12 protein-coding genes are annotated in these 15,724 nt (G+C 66.7%); 7 read left to right on the top strand and 5 right to left on the bottom strand.

What is annotated here, in order from left to right:
* Positions 1–22 precede the first annotated feature (22 nt).
* Both Q0D31_RS08455 and galE read right to left on the bottom strand, forming a co-directional pair.
* Positions 23–1,843 carry an ABC transporter ATP-binding protein gene (locus Q0D31_RS08455; protein ID WP_291848355.1) on the bottom strand — a complete coding sequence of 607 codons (1,821 nt, stop codon included), beginning with the start codon at positions 1,841–1,843 and terminating at the stop codon, positions 23–25.
* A gap of 107 nt (positions 1,844–1,950) precedes the next feature.
* A complete protein-coding gene (gene galE, locus Q0D31_RS08450; RefSeq protein WP_291848352.1) occupies positions 1,951–2,964 on the bottom strand; it encodes a UDP-glucose 4-epimerase GalE in 1,014 nt (337 codons plus the stop codon).
* 136 nt (positions 2,965–3,100) lie between these two features.
* Here galE and Q0D31_RS08445 point away from each other — a divergent pair, with 136 nt between their 5' ends.
* Entirely contained in the window at positions 3,101–4,141 is a 1,041-nt protein-coding gene (locus tag Q0D31_RS08445; RefSeq protein WP_291849166.1) for a glycosyltransferase, read from the top strand.
* Here the strand turns inward: Q0D31_RS08445 and waaF are convergent.
* Positions 4,123–5,190: a lipopolysaccharide heptosyltransferase II gene (gene waaF, locus Q0D31_RS08440; protein WP_291848349.1), complete on the bottom strand. Its 1,068-nt coding sequence runs from the start codon at positions 5,188–5,190 to the stop codon at positions 4,123–4,125. The two genes, Q0D31_RS08445 and waaF, sit on opposite strands and share 19 nt — an antisense overlap.
* Positions 5,191–5,334: 144 nt before the next feature.
* On the opposite strand from waaF, the gene rfaD reads away from it, so the two are divergent.
* The 4 genes from rfaD to Q0D31_RS08420 all read left to right on the top strand — a co-directional run bounded on the left by rfaD (position 5,335) and on the right by Q0D31_RS08420 (position 11,098).
* Positions 5,335–6,312 carry an ADP-glyceromanno-heptose 6-epimerase gene (gene rfaD / locus Q0D31_RS08435; protein WP_291848346.1) on the top strand — a complete coding sequence of 326 codons (978 nt, stop codon included), beginning with the start codon at positions 5,335–5,337 and terminating at the stop codon, positions 6,310–6,312.
* 18 nt (positions 6,313–6,330) lie between these two features.
* Positions 6,331–7,803 (top strand): D-glycero-beta-D-manno-heptose-7-phosphate kinase, encoded by a 1,473-nt coding sequence (rfaE1, locus tag Q0D31_RS08430; RefSeq protein WP_291848343.1) that lies wholly within the window; start codon positions 6,331–6,333, stop codon positions 7,801–7,803.
* Positions 7,804–7,835: 32 nt separating this feature from the next.
* Entirely contained in the window at positions 7,836–9,095 is a 1,260-nt protein-coding gene (locus Q0D31_RS08425; RefSeq protein WP_291849163.1) for an O-antigen ligase family protein, read from the top strand.
* Between the two features lie 86 nt (positions 9,096–9,181).
* The gene (locus Q0D31_RS08420; RefSeq protein ID WP_291848340.1) at positions 9,182–11,098 is read left to right on the top strand and encodes an SDR family NAD(P)-dependent oxidoreductase; all 1,917 of its coding nucleotides are present in this window, start codon (positions 9,182–9,184) and stop codon (positions 11,096–11,098) included.
* Positions 11,099–11,117: 19 nt separating this feature from the next.
* Here the strand turns inward: Q0D31_RS08420 and Q0D31_RS08415 are convergent, their stop codons facing one another.
* Positions 11,118–12,140 carry a glycosyl transferase gene (locus Q0D31_RS08415; RefSeq protein WP_291848337.1) on the bottom strand — a complete coding sequence of 341 codons (1,023 nt, stop codon included), beginning with the start codon at positions 12,138–12,140 and terminating at the stop codon, positions 11,118–11,120.
* A 12-nt stretch (positions 12,141–12,152) separates the two neighbouring features.
* Entirely contained in the window at positions 12,153–13,112 is a 960-nt protein-coding gene (locus Q0D31_RS08410; protein ID WP_291848334.1) for a lysylphosphatidylglycerol synthase transmembrane domain-containing protein, read from the bottom strand.
* 172 nt (positions 13,113–13,284) lie between these two features.
* On the opposite strand from Q0D31_RS08410, the gene Q0D31_RS08405 reads away from it, so the two are divergent.
* On the top strand, positions 13,285–14,274 hold the full coding sequence (locus tag Q0D31_RS08405; protein ID WP_291848331.1) for an NAD-dependent epimerase: 990 nt from the start codon (positions 13,285–13,287) through the stop codon (positions 14,272–14,274).
* A 7-nt stretch (positions 14,275–14,281) separates the two neighbouring features.
* Positions 14,282–15,694, top strand: coding sequence for a mannose-1-phosphate guanylyltransferase/mannose-6-phosphate isomerase (locus Q0D31_RS08400; protein WP_291848328.1), 1,413 nt, complete (start codon positions 14,282–14,284; stop codon positions 15,692–15,694).
* Positions 15,695–15,724 lie beyond the last annotated feature (30 nt).

The following is a 15,724-nucleotide window of genomic DNA, read 5'->3' as shown; positions in this document are numbered from 1 at the left end:
GGGCGAGGAAATCGGATTAGCCTTACGCGGTTGCGCTGACCGGCGCCAGACTGGGAACGCCGCCGTCGCGTTGCTGCAGGCGGAAGAACGCGGCGTAGCGGCCGCCGCGGCGCAGCAGATCGTCGTGCCGGCCGCGCTCGACGATCGCGCCGGCCTCGACCACCAGGATGTCGTCGGCATGCATGATGGTGTGCAGGCGGTGGGCGATGACGATGGTGGTGCGGCCCTGACACAGATGCTCGATCGCCTCCTGCACGGCTTTCTCGGATTCCGAATCCAGCGCCGCGGTGGCCTCGTCGAGCAGGATGACCGGCGCGTTCTTCACCAGCGCCCGCGCCACCGCGATGCGCTGGCGCTGGCCGCCGGACAGCTGCGCGCCGTGCTCGCCGACCGGGGTGTCATAGCCCAGCGGAAACGCCATGATGAAGTCGTGGGCGCAGGCCGCCTTCGCTGCGGCCACGATCTCGTCGCTGGTGGCGCCTTCCTTGCCGAAGGCGATGTTGGCGCCGATGCTGTCGCGGAACAGATAGACGTCCTGCCCGACATAGCCGGTCTGCCGGCGCAGCGACTGCCGCGACACGCCTGAGATCGCCTGGCCGTCGATCAGGATTTCGCCGCCGTCGACCTCGTAGAGCCGCAGCAGCAGCGCCAGCACGGTGGACTTGCCGCCGCCGGAGGGGCCGACCAAAGCGGTGGTCTTGCCGGGTTCGGCGACAAAGCTCATGCCGTTCAGCACCGGCTCGTCCGGCCGGTAGGCGAAGCGGACGTCGCGGAACTCGACGCGCGCGTCGCGGAGCCTCAGCGCCGGCCTGTCGCCGTCGTCGGGCTCGCTCGGCGGGCTGTCGACGATCTCGAGCAGCTTGCGGGCGCCGACCAGATGGCTGTTGAGCTCGATGTTGAGCCGCGCCAGCCGCTTGGCCGGCTCATAGGCCAGCAGGAACGCGGTCAGGAACGAGAAGAACTGTCCGGGCGAGGCGCCGGTCGCCACCACGCGGTAGCCGCCATACATCAGGCCGGCCGCGATCGCAAAGCCGCCGAGCGTTTCCATCAGCGGGCTGGAGCGGCTCGACACCCGCGCCATCTTGTTGGCGTTGCGCTCGACCGCGACGATGCTGGCGTCGATCCGCTCGCGCATCGCCTGTTCGAGCGTGAACGCCTTGACGGTGCGGATGCCCTGCAGCGATTCCTGCATCGTCTCCATGATGTCGGCGGTGCCGGAGAACTGGGTGTGGGCGAGGCCCTTGATCCGCTTGACCAGCTTGCGCAGCACGATCATCGCCGGCGGCGCGACCGCAAAGCCGAGCAGCGCCATCACCGGATCGGTCATCACCATGACCACGACCAGCGCGATCAGCGACAGCAAGTCGCGCCCGACGGCGTTGATCAGGAGATTGAGAACCTGGGCCACCGCGGCCGCCCCCGCGGTCAGCCGCGCCAGGAATTCCGAGGAGTGCCGCTCGGAGAAGAAGGCGATGTTCTCGCTCATCAGCTTGGCGAACAGCGCCCGCTGGTTGTTGGCGAGGATCGCGTTGGCGATCTGCGACAGGATCACGGTGTGGCCGTAGGTCGCCGCGCCCTTGACGGTGAAGATGACGATGGTCACCAGCGACAGGATTGCGATGCCGCGCACGTCCTTGTCGACATAGGCCTTGTTGATGACCTCGCCGAGCAGATAGGCCGCGCCGGCGGTGGTCGCCGCCGCCACCGCCATCAGCGCAAACGCCAGTAGGTAGCGCCGCCAGTAGGCGAGCCCCTGTTCGGCGACCAGGCGGCGAATCAGGATCGCCGCGCCATAGGGGTCGTCGGTGATTCTTCTCGGGGTTTCGACGGGAAGTTCGGTCATCCGCGTTCCATTGACGGCGCCGGCCGCAGGGGTCGGCGCGTCAGGGCCAAAGCGATGCCTGCTTGCCTGCTAAAGCAGGGTTTTTCAAGCCAAATGAACGGTTGATTTCACGCCGATTTCGCCTGCCGCGCAAGCCCGCCGCGCTCGCGCAGCAGTTTCTCCTCCCAGGCCAGCGCGTGGGCGGCGATGGTGTCGAGATCGTCATGGCGCGGCGTCCAGTCCAGCGTCGCGCGGATGCGGCGGGTGTCGGCGACCATGGCCATGATGTCGCCGGGGCGGCGCGGCGCGTGCTGGACCGCGAGCTTGCGCATCGAGACGCGGCGGACGGCCTCGATGGTTTCCAGCACCGAATAGCCGCGGCCGTAACCGCAATTCAGCGTGGTCGAGCCGCCGCCCTGGCGAAGGTACGACAGCGCCGCGCGATGCGCCTCTGCGAGATCGCTGACATGGATGAAGTCGCGGATGCAGCTGCCGTCGGGCGTCGGGTAGTCGGTGCCGAACACGTCGATCTTGGCGCGCTGCCCGGTGGCGGCCTCGACTGCGATCTTGAGCAGGTGGGTGGCTCCCACCGTGGAAAGGCCGGCGCGGCCCAACGGATCGGCGCCGGCGACATTGAAGTAGCGCAGCACGACATAGCTCATGCCGTGCGCCTCGGCGGCGTCATGCAGCATGATTTCGGTCATCAGCTTGGAGGAGCCGTAGGGCGACGTCGGCCGGGTGGCGGCGTGTTCGGGCACCGGCACCTGGTCGGGATTGCCGTAAACGGCGGCGGTGGAGGAAAAGATGAAGCGGTTGACGCCGCATTTCACCGCTGAATTGAGCAGGCTGCGCGTCGTCATGGTGTTGTTGCGGTAATAGCCGAGCGGATCGCGCATCGAATCCGGCACCACGATCGAGCCGGCGAAATGAATGATGCTTTCGACGCGGTGTCTGACGAGCAATCCCTCGACCAGGTCTTCGTCGGCGGCGTCGCCGATCACCAGCGGCACGCTCCGGGGCAGGAAGTCCGAAAACCCCGTGGACAGATTGTCGACCACGACGACGCTCTCGCCGGCTTCCACCAGCGCGTGAACCATGTGACTTCCGATATAGCCGGCGCCGCCGGTCACCAGCACGGTCATGACTTCACCTCTCCCGATCTGTTTGCCGGAAACGCTAGCCGGGACGCGGTGAAGAGCGGGTTTCGGCGCGGCTGAACTGGCTACTATGCTTAATGTTGCGTATAGGACGCTTTCCGAAACGGAGCCGGGCGTGCCGATCGAGAACAATCCGAGCCGCGGTCTGCAACTGATCGTGCCGAATCTGCACAGGCGCTACTCCGGCGTCACCGCGACCAACCGGATGGTGGCGCCGAAGCTCGCGGGTCTGTATCGCGCGGCGTGGCTCGGGCCGCACGCACCCGAGGGCATCGCGCGATTGGGTTTTGCAGACCTGATGGCGCTGTGGCGCAGCCCTGCGCCGCTGATCTGGCACGCGCGGCGCAATAACGAGATGATCGCGGGCGTGCTGCTGCGCGCGCTGGGCTGGCCGCTGAAGCTCGTCTTCACCTCGGCGGCGCAGCGGCACCATAGCTGGCTGACGCGCTGGCTGATCCGGCGGATGGACGCGATCATCGCGACCTCCGAACTCTCGGCGTCGTTCCTCCAGCGCAAGCCGACGGTGGTGATGCACGGCGTCGACACCGACATCTACGCGCCGCCGTCCGATCGCGCCGCGGCGTTCGCCGAGGCCAGGCTGCCCGGCCGCTACGCGATCGGCTGCTTCGGCCGGGTCCGCGCGCAAAAGGGCACGGATGTGTTCGTGGCGGCGATGTGCCGGTTGCTACCGCGCTACCCTGATTTTACCGCCGTCATCGTCGGCGCCGTGGTGCCGGAACAGCAGGGATTTGCGGCTGGATTGAAACAGCAGATCGAAGCCGCCGGTCTGCAGGCGCGCATCGTCATCACCGGCGAGCTTGCTATCGAGGAGGTGCAGCGCTGGTACCGGCGGCTGACGATCTACGCCTTCACCTCGCGCAACGAGGGTTTCGGGCTGACGCTGATCGAGGCGATGTCGTCAGGTGCGGCGCTGGTGGCGGCGCGGGCGGGCGCGGCCCAATTCCTGGTCGAGGACCGCGTCAGCGGGGTGCTGACGCCGCCGGGCGACGTCGACGCGCTGGTGGCGGCGCTGGAGCCGCTGATGCGCGATCCCGCTTCGGCGGAGGCGATGGGCCGGCGCGCGCGCCAGCGCGTGCTGGAGAAATTCAGCCTCGATGCCGAGGCGCACGCGATCGCCGCGGTCTATCGCGGGCTCGATTGAGCGCCCAGCACGCGCCGGGCGATCTCGACCACTTCGGATGCCGCGATGTCGCGCATGCAACGGTGGTCATTGACGGTGCAGATGGTCCGCTGGCAGGGCTGGCAGGGCAGCACCGCTTTGGTCTGGCGAACGGTCGCGGCCAGGCCGTTGAGCGGCGCCCACAGATAGGGATCGGTCGGACCGAAAATGCCCAAGGTCGGGGTACCGATGGCGGCCGCGATGTGCATCAGGCCGGAATCGTTGGAAATGGCGACGCCGGCGGCCGCCATCGCCAGGACGCCGTTGCGCAGATCAGGCCCGGTGAGGTCGCGGACGCGCGGCCCGGCGGCGGCGACGATCTCCTGCGCCAGCGTCTTCTCGCCGGGACCGCCGACCACCCAGACGTCGAGACCGTGTCCGATCAGTTGCCGCGCGGCTTCCGGATAGGAGGTCCATCTTTTGGATGCGCCGACCGAGCCGGGCGCCAGCGCCACCGCCGCACCGGTGCCGAGGCCGTTGGCCTGGCGCCAGCGCGCGGTTTCCTCCGGCGCCACGTGAATCTTCGGCGCTGGCCATTCCGGCGGCAGCGGCGCGTCGGCAGGGAGCGCCAGCGCGGCATTCTTGTCGATGAAGCGGGGCAGGGCCTTCTCGCCCCAGCGCATCCGGTTGATCAAGCCGAACCGGGCCTCGCCGAAAAAGCCCACCCGCTCCGGGATTCCGGCCAGCGTGGGCGCAATCGCGGCCTTCCAGGTGCGCGGCAGAACGAGGGCGGTTGCATACCGTCGCGCGCGCAGTTCGGCGGCCAGCTTCGTCTGTTTCGCAATCGCCAGCCGGCCGCGGGGCAGGTCAGAGACGATTCCGGCGCGAACGCCGGGCATGTAGTCGACCAGGGGGGCGCAAAGCGGCGTCACCAGCAGGTCGACCGGCCGGTTCGGCCAGCGCTGCTTCAGGACGCGCACCACGGTATGGCCGCGGACGAAATCGCCGATCCACATATAGGGGACGATCAGGATCGGCCTCGTATCGTCGGCATCCCCGGTCGCGACCCCGCCAGATGAATTTACATTCATTACTTGAACCGATCTCGGCCAGGCGATTTGAACCCCGTCGGTAACCGCTCCCCAGCGGCAGGTAAAGCCTTCGCGATCAGCCAAGTTGCCTGCCACGCGGGGTTGGGGCAAAGCTGGCGGCGAACAATCAGGGCAGGGCTCGGCATGTTGCTGGTGACCGGGGGCGCCGGTTTTATCGGATCGAACGTCGTGGCCGCGTTGAACGACGCCGGCCGCGAGGTCGCGGTCTGCGACCTGCTCGGCCATGACGGCAAATGGCGCAACCTGGCCAAGCGGCAGCTCGCCGATTTCGTGCCGCCGGCGGCACTGATGGACTGGCTGGCGGGCCGCCGGCTCGAGGCCGTCATCCATCTCGGCGCCATCTCCGAGACCACCGCGACCGACGGCGATCTGGTGATCGAGACCAATTTCCGGCTTTCGATGCGGCTGCTCGACTGGTGCACGGCCAATGCCACGCCGCTGATCTACGCGTCCTCGGCGGCGACCTATGGCGACGGCGCGCAGGGTTTTGGCGACGATCCCTCGGCGGAGGCCCTGAAGAAACTGCGGCCGATGAACCTCTATGGCTGGAGCAAGCATTTGTTCGACATGGCGGTGGCCGCGCGCGCCGCGCGCGGCGATCGCCTGCCGCCGCAATGGGCCGGGCTGAAATTCTTCAACGTGTTCGGCCCCAACGAATACCACAAGGGTTCGATGATGAGCGTGCTGGCGCGGCGCTTTGACGACGTCAAGGCCGGGCGTCCCGTGCAGCTATTCAAGTCGCACCGTGAGGGCGTTGCCGACGGCGACCAGCGGCGCGACTTCATCTATATCGACGACGTCGTTCGCGTGACGATGTGGCTGCTGGCTGCGCCCGGCGTCAGCGGACTGTTCAATGTCGGGACCGGGACGGCGCGCAGCTTTCGCGACCTGATGCTGGCGGCCTATGCCGCGCTCGGGGCGAGGCCGAACATCCAGTACATCGACATGCCCGAGGCGATCCGCGGCAGCTATCAGTATTTCACCCAGGGCGACGTCGATCGATTGCGCCGCGCCGGCTATAATGGCGGCTTCACCGCGCTGGAAGACGCGGTCGGGACGTATGTAAAAGGCTTTCTTGACCGTGACGATCGCTATCGCTGACGGGCTGCAGGTAAACAGATGTTTGATTTCGAAGCCCTGAGCCGGGCGATCCCCGGCCGGACCGTGCTCTGCGTCGGCGACCTCATGCTCGACGAGTTCATCTATGGCGAGGTGTCGCGGATTTCACCGGAGGCGCCGGCGCCGGTGATCGCGGTCCAGCGCAGCGAGCTCCATGTCGGCGGCGCCGGCAACGTGGCGCGCAACATCGCCGCGCTCGGCGCCCACTGCATCTTTTTCGGCCTGGTCGGCGCCGACGATTCCGGCGCCCGGCTGAAGGCGGAACTGGCGCGGGAAAGCCTGATCGAGGCCGTGCTGGTTTCCGATGCAAGCCGCCCGACCACGCGCAAGGTGCGGTTCGTCTCGGAGCATTTTTCCACCCATATGCTGCGCGCGGACTGGGAACTGGCCGTTCCGGCCTCGTCCGAAATCGAGCAGCAACTGATCGACGCGATCCTGCCGCTGTTGCCACGCGCCGATATCGTGCTGTTGTCCGATTACGCCAAGGGCGTGCTGACGGCGCGGGTGATCCGCAACGTCATCGACGCCGCGCGAAAGCTCGGCAAGCGCGTGATCGTGGATCCCAAGAGCGCCAATTTCGCGATCTATCGCGGCGCCAGCCTGCTTACGCCCAATCGCCGGGAGTTCGCGGAGGCCACCCGCAGCCGCGCCGATACCGAGCAGGGCATCGCCGTCGCCGCGCAGGACGCCATGCACCTCGCCGACTGCGGGGCGATGCTGATAACCCAGGGCGAGCGCGGCATGACGCTGGTGATTCGCGGCGGTGAGGCGATCCACGTGCCCGCGCTTCCGGTCAGGGTGAGCGATGTCTCGGGCGCCGGGGACACCGTCGCCGCCATGCTGGCGCTGGCGCTTGCCGCCGACGCCGACTGGGAGACGGCGTTGCGGATGGCGACTGCGGCCGCCGCGGTGGCGGTCGGCAAGAAGGGCACGGCCACGGTGACGCCGGCCGAGCTGCGGCGAAAAATCCTGCCGCACGCCTCGCTGGCGGCCGAGGAGAAAATCATCGCGGCCGGCGGCGGTCTCGATGCTCACCTGGCCGACTGGCGCCGGCAGGGCCTGCGCATCGGCTTCACCAATGGTTGCTTCGACATCCTGCATCCCGGGCACGTCAAGGTCCTGACGGCCGCGCGCGGCGCCTGTGACCGCCTGATCGTCGGGTTGAACAGCGACGGTTCGGTGCGGCGGCTGAAGGGTGAGGGGCGTCCGGTGCAGGACGCGCGGGCGCGCGCCGAAGTGCTGGCGGCGCTGGAGGCGGTCGACCTCGTCGCCATCTTCGAGGAGGACACCCCGATCGAGCTGATCACGAAGGTGCGGCCGAGCGTGCTGGTGAAAGGCGGCGACTACCGCCGCGAACAGGTGGTCGGACACGAGATTGTCGAGGCCTGCGGCGGCGAGGTGGTGCTGGTCGACATCCTGCCGGGCCACAGCACGACCTCGCTGGTCGACCGGGTTCGCGGAGACCAGACGTGAGCGCGGACGCCGCGGCGTTGCCGGTGTCGCTGATGCGGCGGTACTGGCGGGACCGGGCGTTGTGGATGACGATCGCGGACGCGCTGGCGATTCTGGCCGCGCTGGCGTTGCCCTGGTCGACGTCGCTGCTGGCGATCTTCGTGGCCTGCTGGCTCGGCGCGGTGGCGTGGGTGGTGGATTGGGGCGCCTACGTCCGATTGCTGAAACGCCCCATCTGTTATCTGCCGCTGGCGCTGGTCGGCCTGGCCGTGATCGGCACGCTTTGGTCGGACGCGGCCTGGGGGGCGCGGCTTTACGCCATCAGCCCCACGCTCAAGCTACTGGTGCTGCCGTGGCTGTTCTACCATTTCGCGCGATCGAGCCGCGGCATCTGGGTGTTCGTCGCGTTCCTGGCGTCCTGCGTGCTGCTGATGCTGATGTCGTGGCTGGTGGCGATGTATCCCGGCCTGTCGCTGAAGTCAGGCGAGGAGGCGGCGCGCGGCATCTTTGTCAAGAACTACATCGACCAGAGCCAGGAGTTTGCGCTGTGCGCGGTGGCGCTGGCCTATCCCGTCGTCCGCCTGCTGCGGACGGACAGGATCTGGGCGGCGCTGGCGCTGGGCGCGCTCTCGCTCGGCTTCATCGCCAACATGGCTTTCGTGATCGTCTCGCGGACGGCGATCGTCACCATGCCGATCATGCTTGCGGTGTTTTCGCTGCTCCATCTCAGGCGGCGAACCAGCCTGATCGTCGTTGGCGCAACGATCGCCCTCGGGGCATTACTCTGGTTCACCACGACCGATCTGCGCTGGGGACCCAAGAGTCTGGTCAGGGACTATCAGCAATACAAGACGGAAAAAACCGTGACCTCGATCGGGCTCCGGCTCGAGTTCTGGCAAAAATCGCTGCGGTTCATTTCAGAGGCGCCGGTCATCGGCCACGGCACGGGCTCGATGCGCGCGCTGTTCGAACGCGCCGCAACCGAATACCGCGAAGGGCCCCCCGGAAGCGTGATCGCAAATCCCCACAACCAGACGCTCGCGGTCGCGGTTCAGTGGGGCGCGGTCGGGGTCATCCTGCTCTACGCGATGTGGCTGGTGCATCTGTTGCTGTTTCGCGGCGAAGGGCTGGTGGCCTGGATCGGACTGCTGGTGGTGGTGCAGAATGTCTTCACCTCGTTGTTCAATTCGCACATTTTCGATTTTCACCAGGGGTGGATGTACGTGCTCGGCGTCGGCGTCGCCGGCGGCATGGTGCTGCGCGCCGGATCCGGTGGCGAGGACGGTGAACTGCGCGGCATCACCCGGTCATGATCGCTGGCATGCATGCCGCAGATAAGCTATCAGCTGACGCCCAACATAAGAGCTTCTCCGCATCCGCCCCGCAGCCGGCCATCCGAATGCAACGCCTTTCGCAACTGACCCATCGCAACTTCCTGATCGCGACGCATGACGCGCTGGCGACGGCGTTTGCGTTGCTGGCAAGCTTCTACCTGCGGTTCGAGGGCGGCGAGGCCTTCTACGCGCGCTTGCCGCTGTTGCTGGGCATTCTGCCGTTCTTCCTCGCCTTCAGTGTGGTGATTTGCTTCGTTTTCAACCTGACGACGACGAAATGGCGCTTTATTTCGCTGCCCGACGCCCTGAACATCCTGCGCGTGGCGACGGTTCTGACGGTCGCGCTCGTCGTGCTGGACTATGCGTTCATTTTCGGGGCGACGAGCGGCAAGGCGCCGGTGCTGTTCGGCCGCGTCACAATCATCCTCTACTGGTTCCTCCAGGTGTTCGCGCTGAGCGCGCTGCGCTTCGGCTATCGCTATTTCCGCTATACGCGGGTGCGCCGCCATGCCCGGACCGAGGGGGCGTCGGCGACGCTGTTGATTGGCCGCGCCGCAGATGCCGAAGTTCTGCTTCGCGGAATCGAGAGCGGCGCCGTCAAACAGCTGTGGCCGGTCGGCGTATTGTCCCCATCGGCCGCGGACCGCGGGCAGTCGATCCGCGATGTTCCGGTATTGGGCGGGATCGATGACGTCGAGGACGTCATCCGCGACTATGCCGGTCGCGGCAAACCGATATCGCGGCTGGTCATGACGCCGTCGGCGTTCGAGCCCGAGATGCATCCCGAAGCGGTCCTGATGCGGGCGAAGCGGTTGGGCCTGATCGTCAGCCGCATGCCGTCGCTCGCAAGCGGGGACGTGCCGAGACTGACCAATGTCGCCGTCGAAGACCTGCTGCTGCGCCCCAGCCACAACATCGATTACGCGCGCCTGGAAGCGCTGGTGAAGGGCAAGGCGGTGGCCGTGACCGGCGGCGGCGGTTCGATCGGTTCGGAAATCTGCGCCCGCGTCACCACCTTCGGCGCCGCGCGCCTGCTGGTGATCGAGAATTCGGAACCGGCGCTTTACGCTGTCACGGAGCGGCTCGCTGAGCGGGCCCCCGGCGCGGCCGTCGAGGGCCGCATTGCCGATATCCGCGATCGCGAACGGGTCATGCGCCTGATCGGCGAATTCAAGCCCGACATCGTGTTCCATGCCGCCGCGCTGAAGCACGTGCCGATCCTCGAGCGCGACTGGAGCGAGGGCGTCAAGACCAACATTTTCGGATCGGTGAACGTCGCCGATGCGGCGACGGCGGCGGGCGCCGAGGCCATGGTGATGATCTCGACCGACAAGGCGATTGAACCGGTATCGATGCTGGGCCTGACCAAGCGCTTTGCCGAAATGTACTGCCAGGCCCTCGACCATGAGGTGATGGCGCAGTCGCCCGGCAAGCCGCGCATGCGGCTGATCTCGGTGCGGTTCGGCAACGTGCTGGCGTCGAACGGCTCGGTGGTTCCGAAATTCAAGGCGCAGATCGACGCCGGCGGCCCGGTCACGGTCACGCATCCGGACATGGTCAGATATTTCATGACGATCCGCGAGGCCTGCGACCTGGTGCTCACGGCGGCGACGCACGCGCTGACGCCGGCGCGGCCCGACGTGTCGGTCTACGTCCTCAACATGGGCCAGCCGGTCAAGATCGTGGAACTGGCCGAGCGCATGATCCGCCTGTCCGGTCTCGAGCCCGGCGTCGACATCGAAGTGGTTTTCACCGGCATGCGGCCGGGCGAGCGGCTGAACGAAATCCTGTTTGCGAGCGCCGAGCCGACCGTGGAGATCGGGGTCCCCGGCATCATGGCGGCCAGGCCGAACGAGCCGCCGATGCACACCGTGCGCAGATGGCTGGCCGCGCTGGAGGAGGCGATTGCGAAGGACGATCGCGCCACCATCAGGTCGGTGCTCAAGGACGCGGTGCCGGAGTTCGGGTCGAACGCCGCCTGATCCTGGTTCTGCGGGAGCGCTAAGTTGGCGACGCCTGCCGGCGCGAGAAGCGGTACATCACCAGCGCCGTCGCGATGCCGCCGACGACCAGGAGCAGGCTTGAGATCGCGGCCGACGAGGTCATGACCGCGCCGGTCGCCAATGCGGCCAGCCCGACGTTGAGCGCAAACACCTCGCCTACCACGCGCCACACCGAAAAGCCGTTGTCGGTGGCGCGCTGGTAGAAGTGCGTGCGGTGCGCCGTCCAGAACCGCTCGCCCCTTGCCATCCGCCGCAACAGGGTGAAAGTCGCGTCGGCCAGATAATAGAGGGGCAGCAACAGCGCGGCCGCGATCTGCTGGTGCCAGGCGAGCTGCAGCAAGCACCACCCGACCAGGAGGCCGATCGGCAGGCTGCCGACGTCGCCGAGAAATATCTTCGCCACCGGCCGGTTGAACGGTACGAAACCGAGCAGCGCGCCACACAGCGCGGCGGCGGCAAGCGTGGTCGACGCCGGGAGGATGCCGAGCCAGCCGAGCAGGACGACCGCGCCGGTGATCGGGACCATCTCGGCTGCCGTCATCAAATCCAGTCCATCCATGAAGTTGACCAGGTTGACGAACCAGAGCCCGGCCAGCACCAGCACTGCGCGCTCGAGCCAGATCGGGCCGGAAGCAACGATCCGGAGGTTTTCAGGGGCGGCAAGGATGACTGCCGCGACGGCCACCCCCTGCAGCAGGAACCGCGGCAACACCGGAATCGAACGGATGTCGTCGGCAAGGCCGACGACCGCGATCAGGACGGTCGCAGCGAACACCGGAAACGGGATCGTCGCCCCGGCGGAGCCGGCCAGTGCGACCGCGGCCACCGCCGCCGTCAGCGTGGCCGTGATCACCGCGACGCCCGCGCCCTGCGGCGTCGGGTCGCGATGGGAAGAGCGCGCATTCGGCTGTGCGAGCGCGATCTGCAGCAGCAGCGGGCGGATCGCCCAGATCATGACGCCGGACAGCAATCCCGCGGCAGCGGCAGTGGCAAACGACAGCGCTAGTTGCGAATTGGCCATGCTACCCGCGGATCATTTCGGAATGCTGATGGGCCCAGCGCCACGCGCGGCCTTCTCGGCGCTGAAGATCCAGACCAGCCCGCCGATCGCGCCGACGATAAAGTAGACCGCACCGAACAGCAGCGAAACATTGACGCCCTCACTGGCCATCAGCCCGGCATATCCGAACGCCAGCCCCATCGTGGCTTCGCGAACGCCCCAGCCGGCGATCGAAATCGGCATCATGGTGATCATCATGACCGGCGGGACAAGCTGGAAAACCTGATCGAACCTCACGGGGGCGGCGATCGATCGCACCACGCACCAGGCGATGACGACGGTGAGCACATGCACGAGCAGCGACAATAGCGCGACCCTGGGGCCGTGGGCGCGGCTGAACAGCACGCGGTTGGCGATCGCCGAGCAGGCGTGGATGTGATGGGTGCCCCACCAGTGCTTCAGCCACGGCCATTGCAGCCTGCCGAGCAGGAGGAATCCGAGGCCGCCGGCAAGGGCCGCGAAATCGACCAGCAGCAGCGCCGACCTGCCGGTGGGATCGGCAATCAGCCGGTAGCTCCACGGCAGGCTGGCGACGACGATCACGGCGAGCGCCATCAGGCCGATGGCGCGGTCGACAAAGATGGAGTAGGCGGCGGCCCGCCAGCCGGCGCCGCTGCGCGCCACCAGCCACAGCCGCACCGCGTCGCCGCCGATCGAGGAAGGCAGCGTCTGGTTGAAGAAGGTTCCGATCACGTTGAAGCGCATCGCCTGCCTTGTCGGCAGCGGCGCGCCGCACAGCGCCCCGATCTCGCGCCATCGCAGCACGCCGACGAAAATCTGCAGAAAGGTGACGGCGATCGCCAGCCCGATCCAGCCCAGGCTGGAGACGTTGAGTCGCGCAGCCAACTCGGCAAGATCGACCTTGCGCAGCGCCAGATACAGCAGCGCCGCCGAGACCACGATCTTCAATGTCGAAAGCAGGAGCTGGCGCATCTCGCCCGTGCGGATCTTGAGAGGGTTTGCATAAGCGGTGCAATTCGGCGTCTTGGTATGGTTTTCAGGCCGGTCTGGCAATAGCGGCGGGGCAGGTGTTGCGGCGGCCGCGGCAAGGCGGGTAAAGAGGCGCTGACGAAGATTTCTGGCCTGAGCGCCTTCCGGGGAAATGATGGCGGATCAACCGATACTGGTCACCGGAGCCGCGGGCTTCATCGGCTTCCATGTCGCGCGCCGGCTGCTGGCGGAAGGCCGCGCCGTGGTCGGTCTCGACAACCTCAACAGCTACTACGACCCGGCGCTGAAGCGGGCGCGGCTGGATCTGCTGCGCGGCGCGCCGCGCTTTTCGTTCGAGCAGATCGATCTCGCCGATCGCGCCGCCATGGCGCGTTTGTTCGCAGGAAACAACTTTGCACGCGTGATCCATCTCGCCGCGCAGGCTGGCGTGCGTCATTCGATCGAACACCCGCATGCCTATGTCGACGCCAACCTGCAGGGCTTCGTCAACGTGCTGGAAGGTTGCCGGCATCACGGCTGCACCCACCTGGTGTATGCGTCGTCGTCGTCGGTCTACGGCGCCAATGCCAAGCTGCCGTTTTCGGTTGCTGACCGGACCGACCATCCGGTCAGCCTTTACGCCGCCACCAAGAAGGCGAACGAGTTGATGGCGCATTCCTACAGTCACCTCTATCGACTACCGGTGACGGGATTGCGCTTCTTTACCATATACGGGCCGTGGGGACGGCCCGACATGGCCGTTTTCCTGTTTACCAAGGCGATCCTGGAGGGTTCCCCGATCAGGCTTTTTAACCATGGCAGGATGCGCCGCGATTTCACCCATATCGACGATGTGACCACCGCCGTGCTGCGGCTGGTCGAGCAGCCCCCGCGCGAGGGCGGCCCGGAGGCCGGTGCGCCGGCCAGGATTTACAATGTTGGCAATAATCATCCGGAGGAACTGACCCATGTGGTAACCGTTCTGGAGCGGGAGCTGGGCCGCGCGGCGATCAGGCAGATGCTGCCGATCCAGCCCGGCGACGTGATCGAGACCTTCGCCGACGTCGCCGAATTGACGCGCGACACCGGCTTCAGGCCGCAGACCTCGATCGAGGACGGGCTCCGCGATTTCGTCGCCTGGTATCGCGACCATTACAGGATTTGAGACGCCGATGAACCGACGAATTACCCCCCTGATCATGTGCGGCGGCGCCGGGACGCGGCTGTGGCCGGCCTCGCGCGAGGTCCATCCCAAGCAGTTTCTGCGGCTGTTCGGGACGCGTTCGACATTCCAGGACACGCTGGGGCGGGTCTCCGATGCGACACTGTTCGAACGGCCGATCGTTATCACGAACAACGCCTACCGCTTCATGGTCATGGAGCAACTGGCGGAAATCGGCATGGAGGCCGACGTGCTGCTGGAGCCGATGCGCCGCGATTCCGGGCCTGCGATCGCGGCCGGCGGCGTGTTTGCGCAGGCGCGCGAGACAGAGGCGATCGTTCTGGCGCTGGCCGCCGATCATCTGGTGTCTGATGTGGCGGCGTTCCTCGCCGCGTGCCGTGACGGGCTGGCCGCTGCGGAGGCCGGGCACATCGTGACTTTCGGCGTGCAGCCCGAGCGCGCCGCCACCGAGTATGGCTACATCAAGCCGGGCGCGGTGATTTCCGGCAAGGTTCACGCGGTGGCGAAATTCGTCGAAAAGCCCGATGCGGCGACCGCGGCGGGCTATGTCGAGTCGGGCTATCTCTGGAACAGCGGCAACTTCATGTTCCGCGCCGCGGTGCTGCTGGATGAGTATCGCAAGTTCGATGCGGCAAGCGTGCAGGCGGTCACCGACGCGGTGTCGAAAGCCGGCCGCGACCTCGGTTTCGTCAAGCTCGACGAAGCCGCCTTTGCGTCCGCAACCTCGATCTCGATCGATTACGCGGTGATGGAGAAAACCTCGCGCGCCGCCGTGGTCCCGGTTGCGTGCGGCTGGTCCGACGTCGGCTCCTGGCACGCGGTGTGGGAATTGTCCGACAAGGACGGCGACGGCAACGCAGTCCGCGGCATGGCGGTGTTCGAGGATTCCCGCAATTGCAACGTATCGACCGACCGGGCGCTGGTCGCGCTGGAAGGCGTCGATGATCTCGTGGTGGTCGCCACCCAGGACGCGGTGCTGGTGAGCCGGCAAAAGGACGCCAACGGGCTGAAGCGGCTGGTGGCGAAACTGAAGACGGTCGCCCCGCAGGTGACGGAAGATCACATCCGGGTCCACCGTCCCTGGGGCTCCTATCAATCGGTCGACAACGGCGAGCGCCACCAGGTCAAGCGCATTATCGTCAAGCCGGGCGGGCGCCTGTCGCTGCAGAAGCATCACCATCGCGCCGAACACTGGATCGTGGTGCGCGGGACGGCGCAGGTGACGGTCAACGACCAAGTCAATACCGTTCATGAGAACGAATCGGTCTATATTCCGATCGGCGCGGTTCACCGGCTGGAGAATCCCGGCAAGATTCAGCTCGAACTGATCGAGGTCCAGACCGGCAGCTATTTCGGCGAAGACGACATCATTCGCATCGAGGATGATTATCAGCGCAGCTAGCGGGCGGGGCGATACCGTTCCGGTGCCTAA

The sequence above is a fragment of the Bradyrhizobium sp. genome, from assembly GCF_022844465.1.
Taxonomy (GTDB): domain Bacteria; phylum Pseudomonadota; class Alphaproteobacteria; order Rhizobiales; family Xanthobacteraceae; genus Bradyrhizobium.
Note: the sequence above shows the minus strand (reverse complement) of the source record. Positions and strands in the feature narration are given on the sequence as shown.